Below are 19,338 nucleotides of genomic sequence, written 5' to 3' on the forward strand. Positions count from 1 at the left end.
GCCCGGAGGCGGCTGGGCTCCTGATGGTGCACGCGCGGCCGGAAACGGCCGTTCGGTGAACGCGACCTTAGGGGAAGGGAATTGGGCGATCAATGGTCTTGCCGAGATCGGCCGGGAGGACGGGCGGCCCCGCCCCGGGAGGACCGGAGGGGGACGCTCGGGGGTGGGGCGCCGCCCGCCGGGGCGGCCGCTCAGGCGGTGGCCTCCGTGGCGGTGAGCGGCGCGGCCCCGGGGTCCGTGCCGGTACGGGCGTCGGCGGGACCGGCCGTCGTACGGGTGGGGATGAGCGCGGCGACGGCGGCGGCCACCAGGCCGACTCCGCAGCCGATGAGCACGGCGACGCGGAAGCCGTTCTCGGAGGGCAGGGCGTGGCCGCCGAGGGTGGTGGTCATCTGGGCGAGGACCACGCCGATGACGGCGGCGGAGACGGAGGTGCCGATGGAGCGCATCAGGGTGTTGAAGCTGTTCGCGGAGGCGGTCTCCTCCTGGGGGACGGCGCCCATGATGAGGGCGGGCATGGCCCCGTAGGCGAGTCCGACGCCGGTGTTGCAGACGAGGGTGACGAGCAGCAGGCCCCAGGTGCTGCCCATGAGGACGAAGGCGGAACCGTATCCGGCGGCGATGACGAGGGCTCCGAGGGAGAGCGTGACCTTGGGGCCGCGGGCGGCGGAGAGCTTGGCGCCGAGCGGGGCGAGGGCCATCATCATCAGGCCCGCGGGGGCCATCCACAGCCCCATGGCCATCATCGACTGGCCGAGGCCGTAGCCGGTGGCCTCGGGGAGCTGGAACAGCTGGGGGACGACCAGGGACTGGGCGTACATGGCGAATCCGACGAGGATCGACGCCAGGTTGGTCATGAGGACGACCGGGCGGACGGTGACGCGGAGGTCGACGAGGGGTTCGGCGATGCGCAGTTCCCGGACGCCCCAGCCGAACAGGACGACGACGGCGACGGCGAAGAGGCCGAGGGTGGTTCCGCTGCCCCAGCCCCAGTTCGCGCCCTTGGAGACGGCGAGCAGCAGGGCGACGAGGCCGACGCCGAGACCGAGCGCGCCGAGGAGGTCGAAGCGCCCGGCGGCGGGAGTGCGGCGCCCGGCGGGGGCGACGCGCCAGATGAGGACGCCGACGAGGGCGCTGAGTCCGGCGGCGACCCAGAAGAGCACCCGCCAGCTGGCGTTCTCGGCGACGGCGGCGGAGAAGGGCAGGCCGAGGGCGCCGCCGACGCCCATGGAGGCGCTCATGAGGGCGATGGAGCCGCCGAGCTTCGCGGGCGGGAGGATGTCGCGGAGCAGGCTGATGCCGAGCGGGACGACGCCCATGCCGAGGCCCTGGAGTCCGCGTCCGACGATCATCGGGACGAGGGAGGAGGCGAGGGCGCAGACCACGGAGCCGACGACGAGCGGGATCACGGAGACGAGCAGGACGCGCCGCTTGCCGAGGGTGTCGCCGAGGCGTCCGGCGACGGGGGTGGCGACGGCGCCCGCGAGGAGGGTGGCGGTGATCACCCAGGAGGCGTCGGACGCGGTGGTGCCGAGCAACCGGGGGAGGTCGCCGATGAGCGGTACGACCAGGGTCTGCATGAGCGCGGCCACGATGCCCGCGAGCGCGAGGACGCCGACGACGCCTCCTGGTCGGGCGTCGGGCTTGGTGACGTCCACGTGTTCTCCCTCTTGATTCTTCACTGCCGGCTTTCACTGCCGTCTTCCACGGCCGCTTCCCGACTGTCCCGGGGCTTCCCGGGGCTGCTCCCGAGCCGCTTCCGGGCCCCTTCCGAGCGACCCCCGGAAGCTTTCTATGCATGATGCACATTAATTGCCACATGCACAAGTTATGTATGATGCACACGTCGTCGCCTCAGGAGAGAATGTGCCCATGGACAAGCCCGTGGACAAGCCCACCCGTCTGGTCGAGTTCGAGACCATGCTGCTCGGGCGGCACGCCCATCTCTACGCACCCCGCTCCCGGGCCGGCGGCGGCAATCTCGACCGCAGCGCCTACGTCCTGCTGAGCCGCATCCACATCCACGGACCGATGTCCATCGGGCAGCTCACCGAGGCCTTCGGGCTCGACGCCTCGACCCTCAACCGGCAGACGGCCGCGATGCTCCGCGCCGGGGTCGTGGAACGCATCCCCGACCCGGACGGCGGCATCGCCCGCAAGTTCCGCATCACCGAGGAGGGCGAGCGGCGCCTCGAAGGCGACCGCACCGCCAACATCGCGGGCCTCGAACGGGTCATGGAGCACTGGGCGCCCGAGGACGTGGCCCGGTTCGCCGAATTCCTCGAACGCTTCAACCGGGACATCGAGCGGCTCGAAGGCCGCCCCTGGCCGCGCCCCTGAGGAACCCCCGCCCCACGACGACCCCCGGCCCGCCCGCCCGCTCAGGCCGTCGCCCGGCCCCCGCGGTCCCCCGCGACGAAGCCCGTGTCCACCACCGCGACGACGGCGAAGGCCACGGCCGGGCCGGGGTGCCCCAGCGCGTGGAGGACGAACACGGCGGCCCCGAACACCAGCGCCTTCACGGCCAGGACACCCGCGAGGGGCAGCCGCACCCGCGCCTTCGGGCCGCGAAGAGCCCCCGGAGGAGCGCCGTCGCGCCCGGCGCCGCCACCGCGGGCAGCACGCGCGCGGCCACCGCGTCCGCACTCCGCCATCCCCACCCGGCGAGCACCGCGAGCGCCGCCGGTTCAGCAGGAACGCGCGCTCCACGCTGAGCACGCGCAGGGCGCGGGCAGGGCGCGGGCAGGGCGCGGGCAGCTCCATCGGGCGGGCCCTCCTTCATTCCGGACGTCGATCACCGAAGCGCATCACATCGCCCCCGAACCCTTTACGCCAGGATCCGGCGGCGGTAACTTCCGGCCGATGCAAGATGTTTCCGCAACTTTCCGAGTGCGTTTCCAACAGTGTCGTCCCCTGCCCGGGGAGAGCGCTGTCCGGTGACGCTCGGCCCTGTCTGGAGATCCGGATGACACCCACCCGCAGACGGCTTCCGGGCCGCGCGGCGACCGCCCTGGCGGTCGCCGCAGGCGTCCTCGGCCTGATGACCGCGCCCGGCGGGGGAGCCCCCTCCCCCCGTACGGCGCCGGTCGCCGCGAGCGCCGACGCCACGGCCACGGTCTTCTACTGGACGAAGACGAAGAACTGGGCGCGGTACAACCTGCACTACGCGCCCGACGGCGGTTCCTGGACCACCGTCCCCGGCGTGGCCATGGAGGCCGCCTGCGCGGACTGGGTGAAGAAGACCGTCCCCCTCGGCACGGCCGCCGGACTCCGGGCCACCTTCAACGACGGCGGCGGCACCTGGGACAACAACGGCGGCCGGAACTACGCCCTGGGCACCGGGAGCGTCACCGTCAAGGACGGGGTCGTCGCCCACTCCGACCCGTGCGGCGACACCGGACCGACCCCGGGGCCGGGCGCGAGGGCCACCGTCTACTACTCGACCGAGGCGCTCGGCTGGTCCACGGCCAACATCCACTACCAGCCGGCCGGCGGCGCCTGGACGAGCGTGCCCGGCGTCGGGATGCCGGCCGCCTGTCCCGGCTGGTGGAAGCGGGAGATCGACCTCGGCACCGCCACCGGGCTCAGGGCCGCCTTCAACAACGGCAACGGCACCTGGGACAACAACCGGGGCTCCGACTACGCGCTGGGCACCGGCGTCAGCACCGTACGGAACAACGTGGTGACGGCGGGCGCGAGCGACCCGTGCGCCGCCGAGACGCCCGACACCCGGCCGCCGACCGCGCCCGCGCGGCTCAGCGCCCGGCCCGACGGCACCTCCGTCCTGCTCGGCTGGGACCCCGCCACCGACGACAGGGGCGTGACGAAGTACCAGGTCACCCGGGTCGGCGGCAGCGGCACGGTCGTGACCGACGTCTCCTCCACCGTCCACTCGGACACGGGACTCGCCGAACGGACCGCGTACACCTACACCGTGCGGGCCGTGGACGCGGCGGGGAACGTCTCCGCCGCGTCCGCCCCGGCGACCGCCACCACCGGCGACGCCCCCACGACTCCCACCACGGGCAGACCGCTCGGAACCGACCCCCGCAAGGACCCGATCTACTTCGTCCTCACCGCCCGCTTCAACGACGGCGACCCGGCCAACAACCGGGGCGGCGGGCAGCACGTGAAGTCGGGCAACGCGGCCAACGACGACCCCATGTTCCGGGGCGACTTCAAGGGCCTCATCCAGAAACTCGACTACGTCAAGGGGCTGGGCTTCTCCGCGCTCTGGGTGACCCCGGTCGTCCTCAACCGCTCGGACTACGACTACCACGGCTACCACGGCTGGGACTTCTACCGGGTGGACCCGCGCCTGGAGTCCGCCGGAGCGTCCTACCAGGACCTGATCGACGCGGCCCACGCCAAGGGCATGAAGATCTACCAGGACGTCGTCTACAACCACTCATCCCGCTGGGGCGCCAAGGGCCTGTTCACACCCACCGTGTACGGCGTCCGGGACACCCAGTGGAGCTGGTACTACGACGAGAGGCAGCCCGGCTTCGAGTACGACGGCCTGACGGTCGACCCGAAGTCCGGCAAGTCGTACTACAACGGGGACCTGTGGTCGACGGCCGAGCCGACCGGGAACACCTGCGTGAACTGGGGGAAGCCGACCGGCGGGAAGAGCGCCGAGGGCTACACCGTCCACAACTGCCAGTGGCCGAGCCCGACGTCCGGCATGTTCCCCGCGTCGCTCTACCACCAGTGCTGGATCGGCAACTGGGAGGGTGAGGACTCCCGTTCCTGCTGGCTCCACGAGGACCTTGCGGACTTCAACACGGAGAACCCGGCCGTCCAGAACTATCTGATCGGCGCGTACGACAAGTACATCGACATGGGCGTGGACGGCTTCCGCGTCGACACCGCCGTCCACATCCCGCGCACCACCTGGAACCGGCGCTTCCTGCCCGCGATCCAGGAGCGGGTGACACAGCGTCACGGGGCGGAGGCGGCGAAGAACTTCTTCGTCTTCGGCGAGGTCGCGGCCTTCGTCAACGACAAGTGGAACCGGGGCTCGGTGAACCACTCGGCGCAGTTCTACACCTGGAAGGAGCGCAAGGAGTACGACGCCGACGACACCAGGGCGGCCCTGGAGATGTACGAGTACGAGCAGCGGCAGGGCACCGGGAACCAGCCCACCTCCACCAACGCCTTCCTCGCCGGGAACAGTTACCACACTCCCGACCGCAGCCGGTTCTCGGGCATGAACGTCATCGACATGCGGATGCACATGAACTTCGGCGACGCGCAGAACGCCTTCTCCAACGGCAAGGACTCCGACGACAGTTACCACGACGCCACCTACAACGTCGTCTATGTCGACAGCCACGACTACGGCCCCAACAAGTCCAGCGAGCGGTACGCGGGCGGCACCGACGCCTGGGCCGAGAACATGTCCCTGATGTGGACCTTCCGCGGCATCCCGACGCTGTACTACGGCTCCGAGATCGAGTTCCAGAAGGGGAAGAAGATCGACTGCGGGCCCGGCTGTCCGCTCGCCACCACCGGCCGCGCCTACTTCGGCGACCATGTCGCGGGCTCCGTCACCGCCAGTGACTTCTCCCAGGTGTCCGCCGCCTCCGGGGCGGTCGCCACCACCCTCCGGCAGCCCCTGGTGAAACACCTGCAACGGCTCAACCAGATCCGCCGGGCCGTCCCCGCGCTCCAACTGGGCCAGTACTCCACCGAGGGCGTCTCCGGCGCGATGGCGTTCAAGCGCCGCTACACCGCGGCCGGTACGGACAGCTTCGCGCTGGTCACGATCTCGGGCGGGGCCACCTTCACCGGAATCCCCAACGGCACGTACGCGGACGCCGTCACCGGCGACGTCCGTACCGTCACCGACGGCACCCTCACGATCACCGCGCCCGGCAAGGGCAACCTGCGGGTGTACGTGCTCGGCGGCCCCGGCCGGATCGGCGACCCCGGCCCGTACCTCAAGTAGCCCTCGGTGAGCGGTGGATGGCGGCACCGAGGGGCCGCCGTCCACCGTCACCGGTCGCGCCGCGCCGACCCGCGTCACCCTGCGTGCGGTCAACAGTGCGTAACGCGAACAGACTTCTCGGGCAGAACCCTTCCCTCCGGTCCGTGATTCTGGGATCTTGCGTCCACCCCACACATCACAGGACCCGGCGGGCGCCACCCGCGCCACCGGGTCATCGGAGGACGCATTGTTTTCCCACATATCCAGCCGGTTGAGAACGTCGGCCGTCGCCGTCGCCGCCCTCGGGACGGCCGTGGCCCTCGCCGCCCCCGTCGGACTCGCCCAGGCCGCCCCCACGGACACCGCGCCCGTAGCGCCCCGTTCCGCGACGGCGGCGCAGCCCGCCCCGGCGGCGAAGGCGGCGGCACCCGCCGCCTGGGCCGCGGGCACCCGCGCCTACCTGGTGATCACGGCACCCGGCGGCACCGCCGCGGTGAGCGGCGCCGTGGCGACCAGCGGCGGTTCGGTCTTCGCCACGTACGACGCGATCGGCGTGATCGTGGCGCACTCGACGTCCACGACGTTCGCCTCCTCGATGCGCGCCGTCGGCGGTGTCCAGCAGGTCGGGGCGACCCGGACCTCGGACGTCCCGGCCGACGCCTACAACCCGGCGCTCCCGGCGAACCCGGCGCAGTCGACGACGACGCTGACCGAGTCCAACCGCTGGGACATGACGCAGATCAAGGCCGAGCAGGCCTGGGCGGTCACCACCGGTTCGGCCTCGGTGAAGGTCGGCATCCTCGACACCGGCGTGGACGACCAGCACCAGGACATCGCGCCCAACTTCAACGCCGCCGACTCGGCCTCCTGCGCCTACGGCAAGGCGGACACCCGCGCCGGCGCCTGGCGGGACGTCGGCACCCACGGCACGCACGTCGCGGGCACGGTCGCGGCGGCGAAGAACGGCAAGGGCGTCATCGGCGTCGCGCCCGGCGTGAAGATATCCTCGGTCCGCATCGCGGAGCCGACCAGCAGCCTGTTCTTCGCGGAGAACACGATCTGCGGCTTCATATGGGCCGGTGACCACGGCTTCAAGGTCACCAACAACAGCTACTACACGGACCCGTGGCAGTTCAACTGCCCGGACAACGTGGACCAGGCCGCCATCATCGAGGGCGTCCGCCGGGCGCAGGAGTACGCCGAGGGCAAGGGTTCGCTCCAGGTGGCCGCCGCGGGCAACTCCAACTACGACCTGGCGAACAAGACGACCGACTCCGAGAGCCCCAACGACTCGACGCCGGTCACCCGCACCATCACCAACGCGTGCATCGACATCCCGACGGAGCTGCCGGGCGTGGTGACGGTCGCCGCGCAGGGCAGCGGCGGCGCCAAGTCCTCGTACTCGAACCTCGGCAACGGCGTGATCGACATAGCGGCTCCGGGCGGTGACGGCGCCACCGGTGTCTACTCGACGCTCCCCGGCGGCAAGTACGGCACGATGAGCGGGACGTCGATGGCGTCCCCGCACGTCGCGGGTGTCGCCGCGCTGATCGCGAGCGTGAACCCGACGTTCACCCCGGCGCAGATCCGCGACCAGCTGGGCACGCAGGCCACGGACCGGGCGTGCCCCTCGGACACCCGCTGCAAGGGCACCACGGCGAAGAACGGGTTCTTCGGCGAGGGAGCGGTCGACGCCCTGAAGGCCGTCGGCGGTACGACCCCGCAGCCCGGGGCGTACTTCGAGAACCTCGCGGACGTCACGATCCTCGACAACGCGACGGTCGAGAGCGCGATCACGGTCAGCGGTGTGACGGGCAGCGCCCCGGCCGCCCTGAAGGTGGGCGTGGACGTCAAGCACACCTACATCGGTGACCTGAAGGTCGATCTGGTGGCGCCGGACGGCACCGTGTACGTCCTGCACAACCGGACGGGCAGCGGGACGGACAACATCCTCCAGACCTACACCGTCAACGCCTCGTCCGAGGTGGCGAACGGGGTGTGGAAGCTGCGCGTGAACGACAACGCGGCACAGGACTCGGGCAAGATCGACGCCTGGAACCTCACCTTCTAGCTGCGTGTGACCCCCGGACGGGGCCGGAGCCGACAGGCTCCGGCCCCGTCCGCGTGTCCGGCCGGTGTCGCCGCCGAACTCCCTTCGGAGAACTGGACCTTACCGAGGGGTAGGCCCGTACGGGATCCTTGTTATACGTTCCATCTAACAAGCTTGTTAGACATCATGTCTCACAAGAGTCCGGACCGGCGCACCCGTGACCCGAGGAGCCGCACCATGGCAAGGAGCACCGCCCGCACCGGCGGCCCCGACCAGGAGGACGACGTCGCCGAGCGACTGCTCGGATCGGCCGCCGCGCTCTCGTACGACCCCGCCGTCGAGGTCGACTGGGACACCCCGCTCGACAAGGACCTCCACGGCCAGAGCCCCGAGTGGAACAGCCTCTACGGCACCGCGTACTGGCAGGAGATGACCGAGCAGCAGCGCAAGGAGCTGACCCGGCAGGAGTCCGCCTCCGTCGCCAGCACCGGCATCTGGTTCGAGATGATCCTCCAGCAGATGATGCTCCGCGACATCTACCTCATGGACCACACCGACCCCCGGTTCCAGTGGGCCCTCACCGAGATCGCCGACGAGTGCCGGCACTCCATCATGTTCGCGCGCGGCTCCCAGAAGCTCGGGGCGCCGCCCTACCGGCCCCGCCGCACGGTCCTCGAACTCGGCCGCCTCATCAAGACCGTCGGCTTCGGCGAGGCCGCCTACGCGGGCATCCTGGTCGCCGAGGAGGTCCTCGACGTCATGCAGCGCGACTGGATGCGCGACGAGCGGGTGGTCCCCTTCGTCCGCACGATCAACAACATCCATGTCGTCGAGGAGTCCCGGCACATGAGGTTCGCCCGGGACGAGACCCGCCGCCGCCTCGCCCGTGCGAGCCGCGCCCGCCGCCACTTCCAGGCACTCGTGGTCGCCGTCGCCGCGTACTTCATCATCACCAGCCTGGTGAACCCCGAGGTGTACGAGCGCGCCGGGCTCGACCCGGGGCGCGCGCGCCGCGAGGCCGCCGCGAACGAGCACTACAGGTCGCGGCTCCGCGCCAGTTGCGCCGGGCTGATGCAGTTCCTCTCCGACGTCGGCATGTTGACCCGCCCCGCGCTCTTCTTCTACCGGCGCGCCCACCTCCTCTGAGCCGCCCCGCGGCACGACGGACCGACGAGCAGCCCCGACGAGCGGAGCGGAGCCGACACCATGACCTACGCCATCACCCAGACCTGCTGCAACGACGCCACCTGCGTCGCCGTCTGCCCGGTCAACTGCATCCACCCGACGCCCGGGGAACCCGGCTTCGGCACCACGGAGATGCTGTACGTGGACCCCCGGGCCTGCATCGACTGCGGTGCCTGCGCCGACGCCTGCCCGGTGGACGCGATCTTCCCCGTGGACCGGCTGACCGGACCGCTCGCCGCGTACGAGGGGATCAACGCCGCCTACTACGCCGACCGGCCGCCCGCCCCGCCCGCCGCCCCGCCGACCTTCCACCCCTGGGGGGAGCCCTCCTTCCGCCGCTCGCTGCCCTCCGACTTCGGACCGCTGCGCGTCGCCGTCGTCGGCACCGGGCCCGCGGGCATGTACGCCGCCGAGGACCTGCTCCTCCACACCTCGTCCGAGGTGACGCTGATCGACCGGCTGCCGGTGGCCGGAGGGCTCCTCCGCCACGGCGTGGCGCCCGATCACCCCGCCACCAAGGGCGCCGGGGAGGCCCTCGCCCGTTTCCACTCCCATCCCCGGGTACGGCTGCGGCTCGGCGTCCAGGTCGGCCGGGACGTGACCGCCGGGGAACTCTCCGCGCACCACGACGCCGTGGTGTACGCGGTCGGCGCGCCCGCCGACCGGCGGCTCGGCATCCCGGGCGAGGACCTGCCGGGCAGCGTCTCCGCGACCTCCCTGGTGTCCTGGTACAACGCGCACCCCGAGACCGGCCCGGACGCCGTCCGGCTCCCCTCCCCCGCCGCACGGGTCCTCGTCGTCGGCAACGGCAACGTGGCCCTCGACGTCGCCCGCGTCCTCCTCTCCGACCCGGCGGCCCTCGCCCGCACCGACATCGCCGACCACGCCCTGGCCGCCCTGCGCGCCGACCCGGTCCGCGAGGTCGTCCTGCTGGCCCGCCGGGGCCCCGGCGGGGCGGCGTACACGAGGTCCGAGCTCCTCGCCCTGCGACACCTGCCGGGTGTCGACCTGGTCGTCGACGACCACGACCCGCGCACCGGTGCGGCCGTGGACGCCGCCGGAACCGGGGAGAAGGCGGCGCTGCTGCGCGGGGTCGTCCGCGAGGCGGTGGACTGGGCGCGGCCCCCCGTGCCCGGCCGCCGCCGGATCGTCCTCCGCTTCCACTCGGCTCCCGTCGAGGTGCTCGGCGGGGACTCGGTCCGTGCGGTCCGGGTCACCGGCGGAAGCTCCCCCTCGGGTACGGAGATCGGGGCGGGGCTCCTCGTCCGCGCCATCGGCCACCGGGGCGTCCCGCTGCCGGGGCTGCCCCTCGACGAGGCCACCGGAACGGTGCCGCACACCGCCGGGCGCGTCACCGGGCTGCCCGGGAGCTACGTCGTCGGCTGGATCAAACGCGGTCCCACCGGAGGCATCGGGGCCAACCGCAGCTGCGCCGGGGAGACCGTCGGGACCCTCCTGGCGGACGCGGTCGGCGGCGCGCTGCCGACGCCCACGGGCACCGAGAGGGAGTTCCGCGGGCTGCTCAGGCGCCGCGGTGGGCAGGTGGTCGACGCGCGGGGCCTCGCGGCCATCGAGCGGACCGAACGGGCGAGGGGCCGGGCGGCGGGGCGTCCCCGGGTCAAGCTGGCCACGGTCCCGGAGCTGCTCGCGGCGGCGCGGCGCGGCCGGTGGCGGCCCGGGGGCTGATCACCGGACGTGCGGGGGCCCGGCCCGGGACGGCGGGCCGGCCGCACGGTGCGGCGGGGGGAGGTCAGGCCGCGAGGCCCAGGGGACCGCGGAGCACGATCGCGTTCAGCCGTACGGCGAACGGCACCACGTCCGTCAGCTCCAGGGCGACGGCACGGGCCTTCGGCAGCTCGATCGTCACGTCGACGCAGAACGCCAGGGCGTACAGGTGCTCCCCGGTCTCCTCGTCCTGGAGGGCGAAGAACAGGTCCTGGTGGAACCGGGTCCGCTCCGCCGACTCCTCGTGGAAGGAGAGACCCGGCCGTCCCTCCTGGGCGGCTAGGTCCGTGAACGCCCCGACGAGCTCACGCTCCACGGTGGCCCAGAAACCGGCCTCGGCGCACTCCGGCGGCAGCGCCTGCCGGACGGCCTCCTTGAGGGAGAGGACCATGACGAGGACGGGGGCGTGCTCCTGGAGGCGCCAGCCCCGCACCGTCCTCACCACGGTGCGGTCCGGGACGGCCTCGGCGGCCTCCCGGATCGCGTCGAAGCCGAAGTCGACGGTCGCCGGGGCGATCGCCTCCTGGAAGACCCGGTCGATGGACCGGGCCTGGTCGAGGTGGTCCGGTGCGACCTCGACGACGGTCCTGAAACTGGCGGCCGAAGCTCCTCCTGCGGGCTCTCGGTGATCAGGAGGAGCCAGTATGCCGATCACACCGGGAGCGTCGAGGGGTGTGTCCGCCGTACGGACCGCGAGCCGTCGTACGCCCCGGGGCGGCCGGGCCGTGTACGGCGTACGGGCGCGGGCCGTGTCCCACGTACGTCCAGGTCCGCGTACGGGCGGGCCGTTCAGGACTTCCGGCGCGGCTTGCCGCTGGTGCGGCCCTTCCCGGAGCCGCCGGTGCCGCCGCCCTTGCGGGCCGCGGGCCGCCCGGCCGTCCGGGAGCCCCCGCCGGGCTTCCCCGACCGGGCGGGATCGGCCTGCTTCCGGCCGCCGCCCTTCCGCTCCTTCGGCTGCTTCTGGCCCTTCAGGGCCTCGGCGCGACGCCCCCGGGTGCTGTTCACGGTGCGGCCCCGCACGATCCCGATGAACTCCTCCACCAGGTCGGGCGCCTCGTCGGCGGCGGGCCAGGCGAGACCCACCCGCGACTGGGCGACGTCCACGAGCGTCCGGTAGGTGAGGTCCTTGCGGTGGTGGAGCCGGGCCACGGACTGCGGGACGGCGAGCACGCCCACGCCCGCCGCGACCAGCTCGATCGCGTCGGCGGTGGTCGCCGGGCGCTCGTTCGCCGCGAGGCCCGGCGGCCGCTCCCAGCCCAGGGTGTCGTCGAGGGGGTGCAGCACCAGTTCCCCGGCGAGGTCGTCCGCCGTGAGCTCCTCGGCGGCGGTGAACGCGTGGTCCTTGGGGACGACCACGACCGTGGTCTCCGTGTAGAGCGGGATCGCGCTGAGGTCGTCGCCGTCGACGGGGAGCCGGACCAGACCGGCGTCGGCCGTGCCGTCCCGGAGCGCCCCGAAGGCCTCGGCGGGCGTCACGGGGAGCAGCCCGAGGGACACGTCGGGCAGCCGCTCGTGCCAGACCCGCACCCACTTCGAGGGGGTCACTCCGGGGACGTACGCCAGCCGGAAGGAGGGGGCGCCGGAGGGGGAATCCGAAGCGAGGTCTGAGGGGGAAGCGTCCGAGCCTGTCACTCCGCCAGGTTACCGGTAGCAGCCGTGGTCGGAGTTCGTCCGGGCGCTCGATACCCTTGACCCATGACGTCGCACCAGAGCACCCAGACGATGAAGCCCGCCACCGCGGCGAAGAAGCTGGGTGTGTACCTCGAGGCCACCCCCGCCGATTTCCAGGAGGGTGTCGTCTCGCGCTCCGAGCTGAACGAGCTCCAGTCGAACCCGCCCGCCTGGCTCCAGGAGCTCCGCAAGAACGGCCCGCACCCCCGTCCGGTGGTCGCGCAGAAGCTGGGCGTCTCCATCGCCGGTCTCGCGCGCGGAGGCATCACCGAGCCCCTCACCACCGAGCAGATCGAAGCCCTCAAGCAGGAGTTCCCCGGGTGGCTGCGCAAGGAGCGCAACACTCAGCTGGAGGTCCGCAAGGAGACCGTCCGCATCAAGGAGCGCGACGCGGAGCGGGCCACCCGCGAGCAGGAGGCCTGACCCTCTCCCCCGGGACCGGTCACGGCCGGTCCTGACCGGTGTGGCGGACGGGCGCGCGCGGGAGGCATTCCCGCATGAGTGACACGAGCACCGCGCCCGAGCCGCCGGTCGTCGTCGGCGTGGACGGTTCCGCGCACAGTCTGCGGGCCCTGGAATGGGCCCTGGGTCACGCCGAGAGCCTGGGATCGCCGCTGGTCGTGGCCCATGTCCGGTCCGGCACGGTCCGCACCCCCTCCCCGGGCAGTGTCCCGGAGCCGCCGGACACCGTCCTGCGCGCCGTGCGGACCGTCGTGGAGGAACGCGGGCACCGCGTTCCCGTGCGGTACGCGCCCCTGGACGGGACCGTGACCGAGGCCCTCACGGCGGCGTCCCGGGACGCCCGGCTCCTGGTGACCGGCTCCCGGGGGCACGGTGGTTTCGCCACCCTGCTGCTCGGCTCGGCCGGTCGCACCCTCGCCGCCACCGCGCCCTGTCCGCTCGTCGTCGTCCCGCACGAGGCGCGCACGGCGGCCCTGGAGAGCGGGGCGGGCGCGGGCCGGGTGCTGCTGGGGCTGGCGGCCGACGAGACTCCGGACGCGGTGGTGGCCTTCGCCTTCGGGACGGCGCAGCACCGGGGCGTACCGCTGGAGGTGGTGACCGCCTTCCGGATCCCGCCGCAGCCGGGCGCGCTCCTGGCGGCCCCCTCCCCCGCGCTCCAGGTGCCGCCGCCGTTGCCGTTCGAGGACGACACGGAGGAGATCCTGCGGGAGGCGGAGCGGGAGCAGACCGCGCTGCTCGCGCCGTTCGCGGAGCGGTGGCCGGGAGTCGGGCTCACGGCCTCGGTGGTGCCCGGGGACGCGACGGGGCGGCTGGTGGAGGGCTCGCGGGACGCCGGGCTCGTCGTGGTGGGACGCCATCACCGGCATCGTTTCGGTTCCCTCCTCCTCGGTTCGGTCACTCACGCGGTGCTCCAGCACGCGTACTGCCCGGTAGCCGTGGTTCCTCCGGGGCCGTCCGTCTGATTCCCTCATATTCGATCGCCAGTTCGATTGCCGTGACCGTGTGCCACCGCGCGCTCCCGGGCGAGCGTGACTAGCGTGGCTCACAGGAACACGTCATCGAATCGGAAGTGGGAGTCACCGTCATGGCCGCACGACCTGAAGGCACACCGGTCTGGACCGACGCGATGTTCACCGACCTGGAGGGCGCCAAGACCTTCTACGGGGACGTGCTCGGCTGGACGTTCGGCGAGTCTTCCTCCGAATACGGCAACTACACCCAGGCGTACAAGAACGGCAAGGCCGTCGCGGCGGTCGTCCCGCCCATGCCCGGCCAGGACGGCGGGGCCCAGTCGGCCTGGTGTCTGTATCTGGCCTCGCCGGACGCCGCCGCGACGGCGGAGAAGATCCGGAGCGCGGGCGGCACCGTCCTGATGGAACCGATGCAGGTCGGCGACTTCGGCTCGATGTGCCTCGCGCAGGACCCGGCGGGCGTCACGTTCGGTGTCTGGCAGGCCGACCGGCACGAGGGCTTCGAGCTGGAGGGCGAGACCGGCTCGTACACCTGGGCGGAGATCTTCACCCGGGAGCCCGCGAAGTCCGACGCGTTCTTCACGGAGGTCTTCGGCTACGGCAGCAAGAAGATCAAGGACGAGCACATGGACTACCGGCTCTTCGACCTCGGCGGCCCCCGGCCGGTCCTCGGACGGATGGTGATGTCGGCGGAGGACTTCCCGCCGGAGGTCCCCTCGTACGTCCAGCTGTACTTCGCCGTCGACAACTGCGACAAGGCCGTCGAGGCCGCCGAACGGCTCGGCGGGCGGAAGGTGTTCGGGCCGATGGACAGCCCGTTCGGCCGGTTCGCGGCGGTCCTCGACCCGCAGGGCGCCCCGTTCGCCGTGATCGACGCGAAGACCACCGTCGGCGAGATGCCCGAGCTGGTCTGAACCCCGCACGGCGACCGACCCGGGACACGAGGTCCCGGGGCGGTCGCCGTGTGTGCCGTGCGGGGATCAGGCGGTGTCGCGGACGGCCACGATGCCGTTGAAGACCCCCACGTAGGCGGTGCCGTCGGGGCCGAGGGTGATCGGCGCCCAGTTGTTGTCGTACGAGAGTCCGGTGCCGGTGAAGCGGCTGAAGGCCCGGCGGCCGGTGCGGAAGTCGACGGCGGTGAGGTACCAGGCGTCGATGCCCCAGGAGCTGGGGCGCTTCTCGTAGAAGTAGAGCAGTCCGTTGGCGGTGGAGAGCTTCGGCACGGTCGAGGGCGAGCGGACGTCGCTCTCCCAGACGGTGTCGCAGCCGCTGCCGTCGGCGCGGACGTCGATCCGGGTGGCGCCGCCGACGACACTGCGGCCGAGGAGGAGGGTGCTCGGGTTCTCGTAGCCGTAGTTGTTCTCGACGACGAGGCTGTCGCCCCAGCTGATCAGCGAGTTGTCGGTGGTGGAGGCGCCGCGCCCGAAGACCGGGACCTTGCAGACGAGCCGTCCGCCCTCGGGCGCGTCGGCGCCCCTGCGGTAGACGAGGACGTTCATCCGCTCGTCGGCGTTGTCGGTGATGGCGACGTACTCGTCGTGGACGCCGAACAGATCGGGGGTGGTGCCCGAACCCTGGTTCACCGAGCCGGGCTTGGTGCCGGTGCCCCGGTCGTACACCTCCCGCCACCGCACGCGCGGGACGCCGTCGGCATCGGCCTCGAAGGAGTACAGGGCGTGGTCGGTGACGAGCGAGACGCCGTCCTCGGCGACGGAGAAGGAGTTCTGGATCTCCTCGCCCGCGAGGCGGACCGCGCGCAGCCTCCCGGTGGCCGGATCGACGGTGCCGACCCGGCCGAGGCGGGTCACCCACCAGATGCGGCCCTCCCAGTCCGGCATGACGGAGGTGACGGGATCACAGACGCCGCTGGGGAACAGGTTCGTCCAGGTGACGCAGTCGTGCGGCACGAGCGAGGTCAGGTCCCAGTCGTCCTCGACGACGAACTCCCATGATCCGTCGGACTTCTGACGGTGCGACAGGCGCTGGATGTGCTGCCTGGAGTCGGCGACGACGACCCGGTCCCGCTCGTCGAGGTAGAAGTAGGCACCCCCCGAGGTGTCCTTGAAGATCTTCTCGAAGTCGAGGCGGGTGATCGCCTCGACCGTGGAGGAGCGCTGCGGCAGCTTGTACTCGGCGAGGGTGTCCAGGGTGCGCGGGTCCAGCAGCTTCAGGAGGAAGCCGCTGAAGGTGCCGCAGACGGTGACGAGCCTGCCGCCGGAGTCGAAGGTGACGGTGGCGCACTCGCCGCCGACCGGGGCGATCTTCTCGCTGGTGACGCCCGGGGCGCGGCCGAGCGGCCCGGGGTAGGGGTGGGTGCCGCTGCCCGCTCCGTCGGCGTGCATCCCGCTGCGCCCGTTGGGGGCGAGGTACGGGTGCTGGGCGGGGCCCTTACCCGGCACCGGGAGCGCGGTCGCGGGGGCGCCCTCGTAGTGCTCCACGAGGCGGTGACCGGGGGCGAGGGGGATCTCCTCGGCCTGGGCCACGGGCGCGGCACCGGTCAGGAGGATCGCGCCGAGCGCGGTGGCGAGCACCAGGATGCGCGCTCGTCCTCGGGGTGGGTGGGGGCTCACGGTGGCTCCTCGGGTTGCCTGCGCCTGTCGCGCCGACGACCGACGCTAGGTCCGAGGATCTGAGATGTACATGGCATCAGCCCGGGTTTCACGGGCGGTTCACGGTGCCGCAACGCTCAGGGCCGGATGCTGGAGACCAGGTCGGCGGTGGCGGCGACCCCGTGGTGGATGGTGGGTGCCATACCGGTCCCGGCGAGGAAGAAGCCGAGCAGCGCGCAGACGAGGGCATGGCTGACCTTGAGCCCGCCGCCCCGCAGGAAGACCGTGGCCAGGATCAGCAGCAGCACCACGACGGAAAGGGAAACGACCATCGGCCTCACGTCCTCCTTCTGCCGCACCTGAATTGCGGCGTTCGGCGGACATTGTGGCGGAACGAGAGGTTCGTTCGGGCGCAAGGCGGGGCGGCCATACGGGTGGAAAGCGGGTGCTATCGGTCGCCGGGGGCTTCGAGGGCCGCGAAGGTCTCCGCGACGGTCGGTCCGCGGACGGCGTCGAGTCCGGGGTCGGCGAGCAGCGCCTCGATCAGCGCGGTGTCCCCGAAGACCTGGGTGGCGCTCAGATCGTGGTCGGTCACGACCAGCCAGTGCCCGTCGGCGGCCCACCAGGTGGCGGGGAAGTAGAAGTCGGGCGCGGCGTCGTGGTGGGCGAGGGTGTCCCCGAGCCTGCCGCGCCGCGCCAGGAGCGTCTCGTCCGGCGACATCGCTCCGGGCGGCGCCGCGACGGGCGCCCGCGCCGCGCCGACGCGCGAGTCGGCGCCTCCTGGCGACCGCCGGACGAGGTGCTCGACGAGCCGGGCCAGCGAGACGCGGTCCAGCTCCGCCGGGTCGGGCCCGTCGAGTTCGTCCGCGCCCGTCACGTCCTCGAAGACCAGGTGCGAGAGGGTGCCGGGCCAGTCGGTGAGGCGTCGGTCCTCCCGGGACAGGACCTCGTCCCAGCGGAGTCGTACCGGACCGTCGTGGATGCCGTGGAGGAGCCAGCAGTGGTCCTCGTAGCCCTGCGCGGGCTCGTAACCGCAGGGGGCTTCGAGGAGCGCGGCCCGCAGCCCGTCGAGAGGGTCGTCCTCGGTGGCGCGGGGCCAGGGGTCAGGCGTCCCCCCGGTCACGGGGTCTCCTCGGCGGGCAGGCAGTCGGCCCAGTCCACCGTACGGTCGCACCAGCGGCGCAGCAGCACGCGGTCGTGGCCGACGGCGAGGAGCCCGGCGCCGGTCTCGGCCCGGTACCCCTCGACGGCGGCGACGAGCGCCGCCGTGGTGGAGGCGTCGAGCATGGCGGTCATCTCGTCGCAGATCAGCCAGCGGGGACGCAGGGCCAGGGCCCGCCCGAGGCAGGCCCGCTGGAGCTGTCCGTCGCTGACCTCGTGCGGGCGGCGGACCAGCAGGTCGGGGGTGAGGCCGACCGCCGGGGCGAGTTCCGCGAGGCGCCCGGCGGCCTCGGCTCGGCGGCCGGTCGCGCGGAGCGGCTCGACGAGCAGGTCGGCGAGGGTCAGCCGGGGGTCGGCGGCGGTCCTGGGCTGCTGGAAGACCACGCCGACGGAGGTCCGCAGGGCGCGCGGGGCGCGGTGCCGCCAGGCCCGGACCTCGGTGCCGTCGAGGACGAGACGGCCCGCGTCGGGGCGGTGCAGCAGGGCGGCGACCCGGGCGAGGGTGGACTTGCCGCAGCCGCTGGGGCCGAGGAGCCCGACGGACTCGCCGGGGGCGACGGTGAGCGAGGCGCCCCGGAAGACGGGGGCCCGGCGCTCGTATCCGGCGGTGACGGAGTCGAGTTCAAGCACGGGGGCGCTCCGGGTGGTGGCAGGCGACGCCCGCGGTGGACTCCGGCCGGACGGCGCAGGCGTCCCCGGCGCGGGGGCAGCGGGCGGCGAAGGCGCAGCCGTCGGGCAGGTCCGACAGCTCCGGGGGCATCCCGGGGATCGGGGTGAACGCCCGGTCGGGCAGGGCGTCGAGGAGGCCCCGGGCGTAGGGGTGGCGGGGGCCCGCCGTGCCGAAGAAGCGGTGGGCGGGGGCGATCTCCACGATGCGGCCCGCGTACATGACGGCGACGCGGTCGGCGATCCGCGCGGCGGCGGTCAGGTCGTGGGTGATGAGGAGCAGGGCGCGGCCGTCGTCGGCGTGGCGGCGCAGTTCGTCCGCGGTGCGCTCGACGAGGTCGCGGTCGAGTCCGGTGGTGGGTTCGTCGGCGATGAGCAGCGGCGCGCCGCCGATGAGGGCGAGGGCGGTGGCGGCGCGCTGGGCGAGTCCGCCGGAGAGCTCGTGCGGGTAGCGGTCCAGGTGCCCGGCGGGGAAGGCGGCGCGGTCGGCGGCGTCCTCGGCCGCCTCGCGGCGGGCCCTGCGGGCGGTGCCGGTGAGGGCGCGGACGGTCTCCTCCAGTTGGGAGCGGACCGTGCGGACGGGGGTGAGGTGGGCGGCGGGGCTCTGCGGTACGAGGCCGACGCGGCGGCCCCGTACCGTGCGGGCGAGGGTCTTCTCGTCGGCGGTGAGCAGATCGACGCCGTCCCGGCCCCCGGCGCCCGCCAGCAGGGCGGAGCCCGAGATCTCGGCGTTGCCGGGCAGCAGGCCGAGGAGGGCGGAGGCCAGGACGGACTTGCCGCAGCCGCTCTCGCCGACGAGGGCCAGGCACTCGCCCGCGCCGAGGTCGAAGTCGGCGCCGGTGACGGCGGCGACGGTCCGGCCGCCGCGCAGCCGGAAGCGGACGGTGAGGTCACGGACGCTGAGGACGGCGTCCCCGGCACGCTCGGCGGAGACCGCGTCGAGGGCGCGGAGGAGATCGCCTCCGGCGC

16 protein-coding genes and 1 pseudogene are annotated in these 19,338 nt (G+C 72.8%); 8 read left to right on the forward strand and 9 right to left on the reverse strand.

Annotated features, from left to right (window positions below; translation table 11 throughout):
* Positions 1–191: 191 nt before the first annotated feature.
* Positions 192–1,658: an MFS transporter gene (locus ACIO92_RS00140; RefSeq protein WP_402280697.1), complete on the reverse strand. Its 1,467-nt coding sequence runs from the start codon at positions 1,656–1,658 to the stop codon at positions 192–194.
* A gap of 214 nt (positions 1,659–1,872) precedes the next feature.
* Here ACIO92_RS00140 and ACIO92_RS00145 point away from each other — a divergent pair, with 214 nt between their 5' ends.
* Positions 1,873–2,340 (forward strand): MarR family winged helix-turn-helix transcriptional regulator, encoded by a 468-nt coding sequence (locus ACIO92_RS00145; protein ID WP_402280695.1) that lies wholly within the window; start codon positions 1,873–1,875, stop codon positions 2,338–2,340.
* Between the two features lie 41 nt (positions 2,341–2,381).
* Here the strand turns inward: ACIO92_RS00145 and ACIO92_RS00150 are convergent.
* Positions 2,382–2,782: pseudogene (locus tag ACIO92_RS00150) on the reverse strand (YrdB family protein).
* A gap of 183 nt (positions 2,783–2,965) precedes the next feature.
* Between ACIO92_RS00150 and ACIO92_RS00155 the strand changes: the two are divergent.
* The 4 genes from ACIO92_RS00155 (at position 2,966) to ACIO92_RS00170 (ending at position 10,850) form a co-directional block, all read left to right on the forward strand.
* Entirely contained in the window at positions 2,966–5,950 is a 2,985-nt protein-coding gene (locus ACIO92_RS00155) for a carbohydrate binding domain-containing protein (RefSeq protein WP_402280693.1), read from the forward strand.
* Positions 5,951–6,176: 226 nt separating this feature from the next.
* The gene (locus ACIO92_RS00160; RefSeq protein ID WP_402280691.1) at positions 6,177–8,000 is read left to right on the forward strand and encodes a S8 family serine peptidase; all 1,824 of its coding nucleotides are present in this window, start codon (positions 6,177–6,179) and stop codon (positions 7,998–8,000) included.
* Between the two features lie 216 nt (positions 8,001–8,216).
* Complete coding sequence (locus ACIO92_RS00165; protein WP_401236003.1) at positions 8,217–9,125, forward strand: diiron oxygenase; 909 nt, start codon at positions 8,217–8,219, stop codon at positions 9,123–9,125.
* Between the two features lie 60 nt (positions 9,126–9,185).
* Positions 9,186–10,850: an FAD-dependent oxidoreductase gene (locus ACIO92_RS00170; protein ID WP_402280688.1), complete on the forward strand. Its 1,665-nt coding sequence runs from the start codon at positions 9,186–9,188 to the stop codon at positions 10,848–10,850.
* Positions 10,851–10,914: 64 nt separating this feature from the next.
* Here ACIO92_RS00170 and ACIO92_RS00175 read toward each other — a convergent pair whose 3' ends face one another.
* On the reverse strand, positions 10,915–11,544 hold the full coding sequence (locus ACIO92_RS00175; protein WP_402280686.1) for a Type-2Aa cytolytic delta-endotoxin: 630 nt from the start codon (positions 11,542–11,544) through the stop codon (positions 10,915–10,917).
* A 134-nt stretch (positions 11,545–11,678) separates the two neighbouring features.
* Positions 11,679–12,521: a LysR family substrate-binding domain-containing protein gene (locus ACIO92_RS00180; RefSeq protein ID WP_402280684.1), complete on the reverse strand. Its 843-nt coding sequence runs from the start codon at positions 12,519–12,521 to the stop codon at positions 11,679–11,681.
* 63 nt (positions 12,522–12,584) lie between these two features.
* Here ACIO92_RS00180 and ACIO92_RS00185 point away from each other — a divergent pair, with 63 nt between their 5' ends.
* The 3 genes from ACIO92_RS00185 (at position 12,585) to ACIO92_RS00195 (ending at position 14,907) form a co-directional block, all read left to right on the forward strand.
* Positions 12,585–12,983, forward strand: a complete 399-nt coding sequence (locus ACIO92_RS00185; protein WP_366440915.1) for a DUF5997 family protein — start codon at positions 12,585–12,587, stop codon at positions 12,981–12,983.
* A 74-nt stretch (positions 12,984–13,057) separates the two neighbouring features.
* Positions 13,058–13,984: a universal stress protein gene (locus tag ACIO92_RS00190; protein WP_401236007.1), complete on the forward strand. Its 927-nt coding sequence runs from the start codon at positions 13,058–13,060 to the stop codon at positions 13,982–13,984.
* Positions 13,985–14,106: 122 nt separating this feature from the next.
* Entirely contained in the window at positions 14,107–14,907 is an 801-nt protein-coding gene (locus ACIO92_RS00195) for a VOC family protein (RefSeq protein ID WP_402280682.1), read from the forward strand.
* Between the two features lie 66 nt (positions 14,908–14,973).
* Here the strand turns inward: ACIO92_RS00195 and ACIO92_RS00200 are convergent, their stop codons facing one another.
* The 5 genes from ACIO92_RS00200 to ACIO92_RS00220 all read right to left on the reverse strand — a co-directional run bounded on the left by ACIO92_RS00200 (position 14,974) and on the right by ACIO92_RS00220 (position 19,240).
* Positions 14,974–16,563 carry a hypothetical protein gene (locus ACIO92_RS00200; protein ID WP_402280680.1) on the reverse strand — a complete coding sequence of 530 codons (1,590 nt, stop codon included), beginning with the start codon at positions 16,561–16,563 and terminating at the stop codon, positions 14,974–14,976.
* A 116-nt stretch (positions 16,564–16,679) separates the two neighbouring features.
* Complete coding sequence (locus ACIO92_RS00205) at positions 16,680–16,874, reverse strand: hypothetical protein (RefSeq protein ID WP_366440912.1); 195 nt, start codon at positions 16,872–16,874, stop codon at positions 16,680–16,682.
* A 116-nt stretch (positions 16,875–16,990) separates the two neighbouring features.
* Positions 16,991–17,665: a hypothetical protein gene (locus tag ACIO92_RS00210; RefSeq protein ID WP_366440911.1), complete on the reverse strand. Its 675-nt coding sequence runs from the start codon at positions 17,663–17,665 to the stop codon at positions 16,991–16,993.
* Positions 17,662–18,333 (reverse strand): ATP-binding cassette domain-containing protein, encoded by a 672-nt coding sequence (locus tag ACIO92_RS00215; RefSeq protein ID WP_366440910.1) that lies wholly within the window; start codon positions 18,331–18,333, stop codon positions 17,662–17,664. Before ACIO92_RS00215 ends, ACIO92_RS00210 begins: the two co-directional genes overlap by 4 nt.
* Positions 18,326–19,240, reverse strand: coding sequence for an ABC transporter ATP-binding protein (locus ACIO92_RS00220; protein WP_366440961.1), 915 nt, complete (start codon positions 19,238–19,240; stop codon positions 18,326–18,328). Before ACIO92_RS00220 ends, ACIO92_RS00215 begins: the two co-directional genes overlap by 8 nt.
* Between the last annotated feature and the right edge of the window lie 98 nt (positions 19,241–19,338).

Source organism: Streptomyces sp. NPDC087215 (assembly GCF_044744885.1).
Taxonomy (GTDB): Bacteria; Actinomycetota; Actinomycetes; order Streptomycetales; family Streptomycetaceae; genus Streptomyces.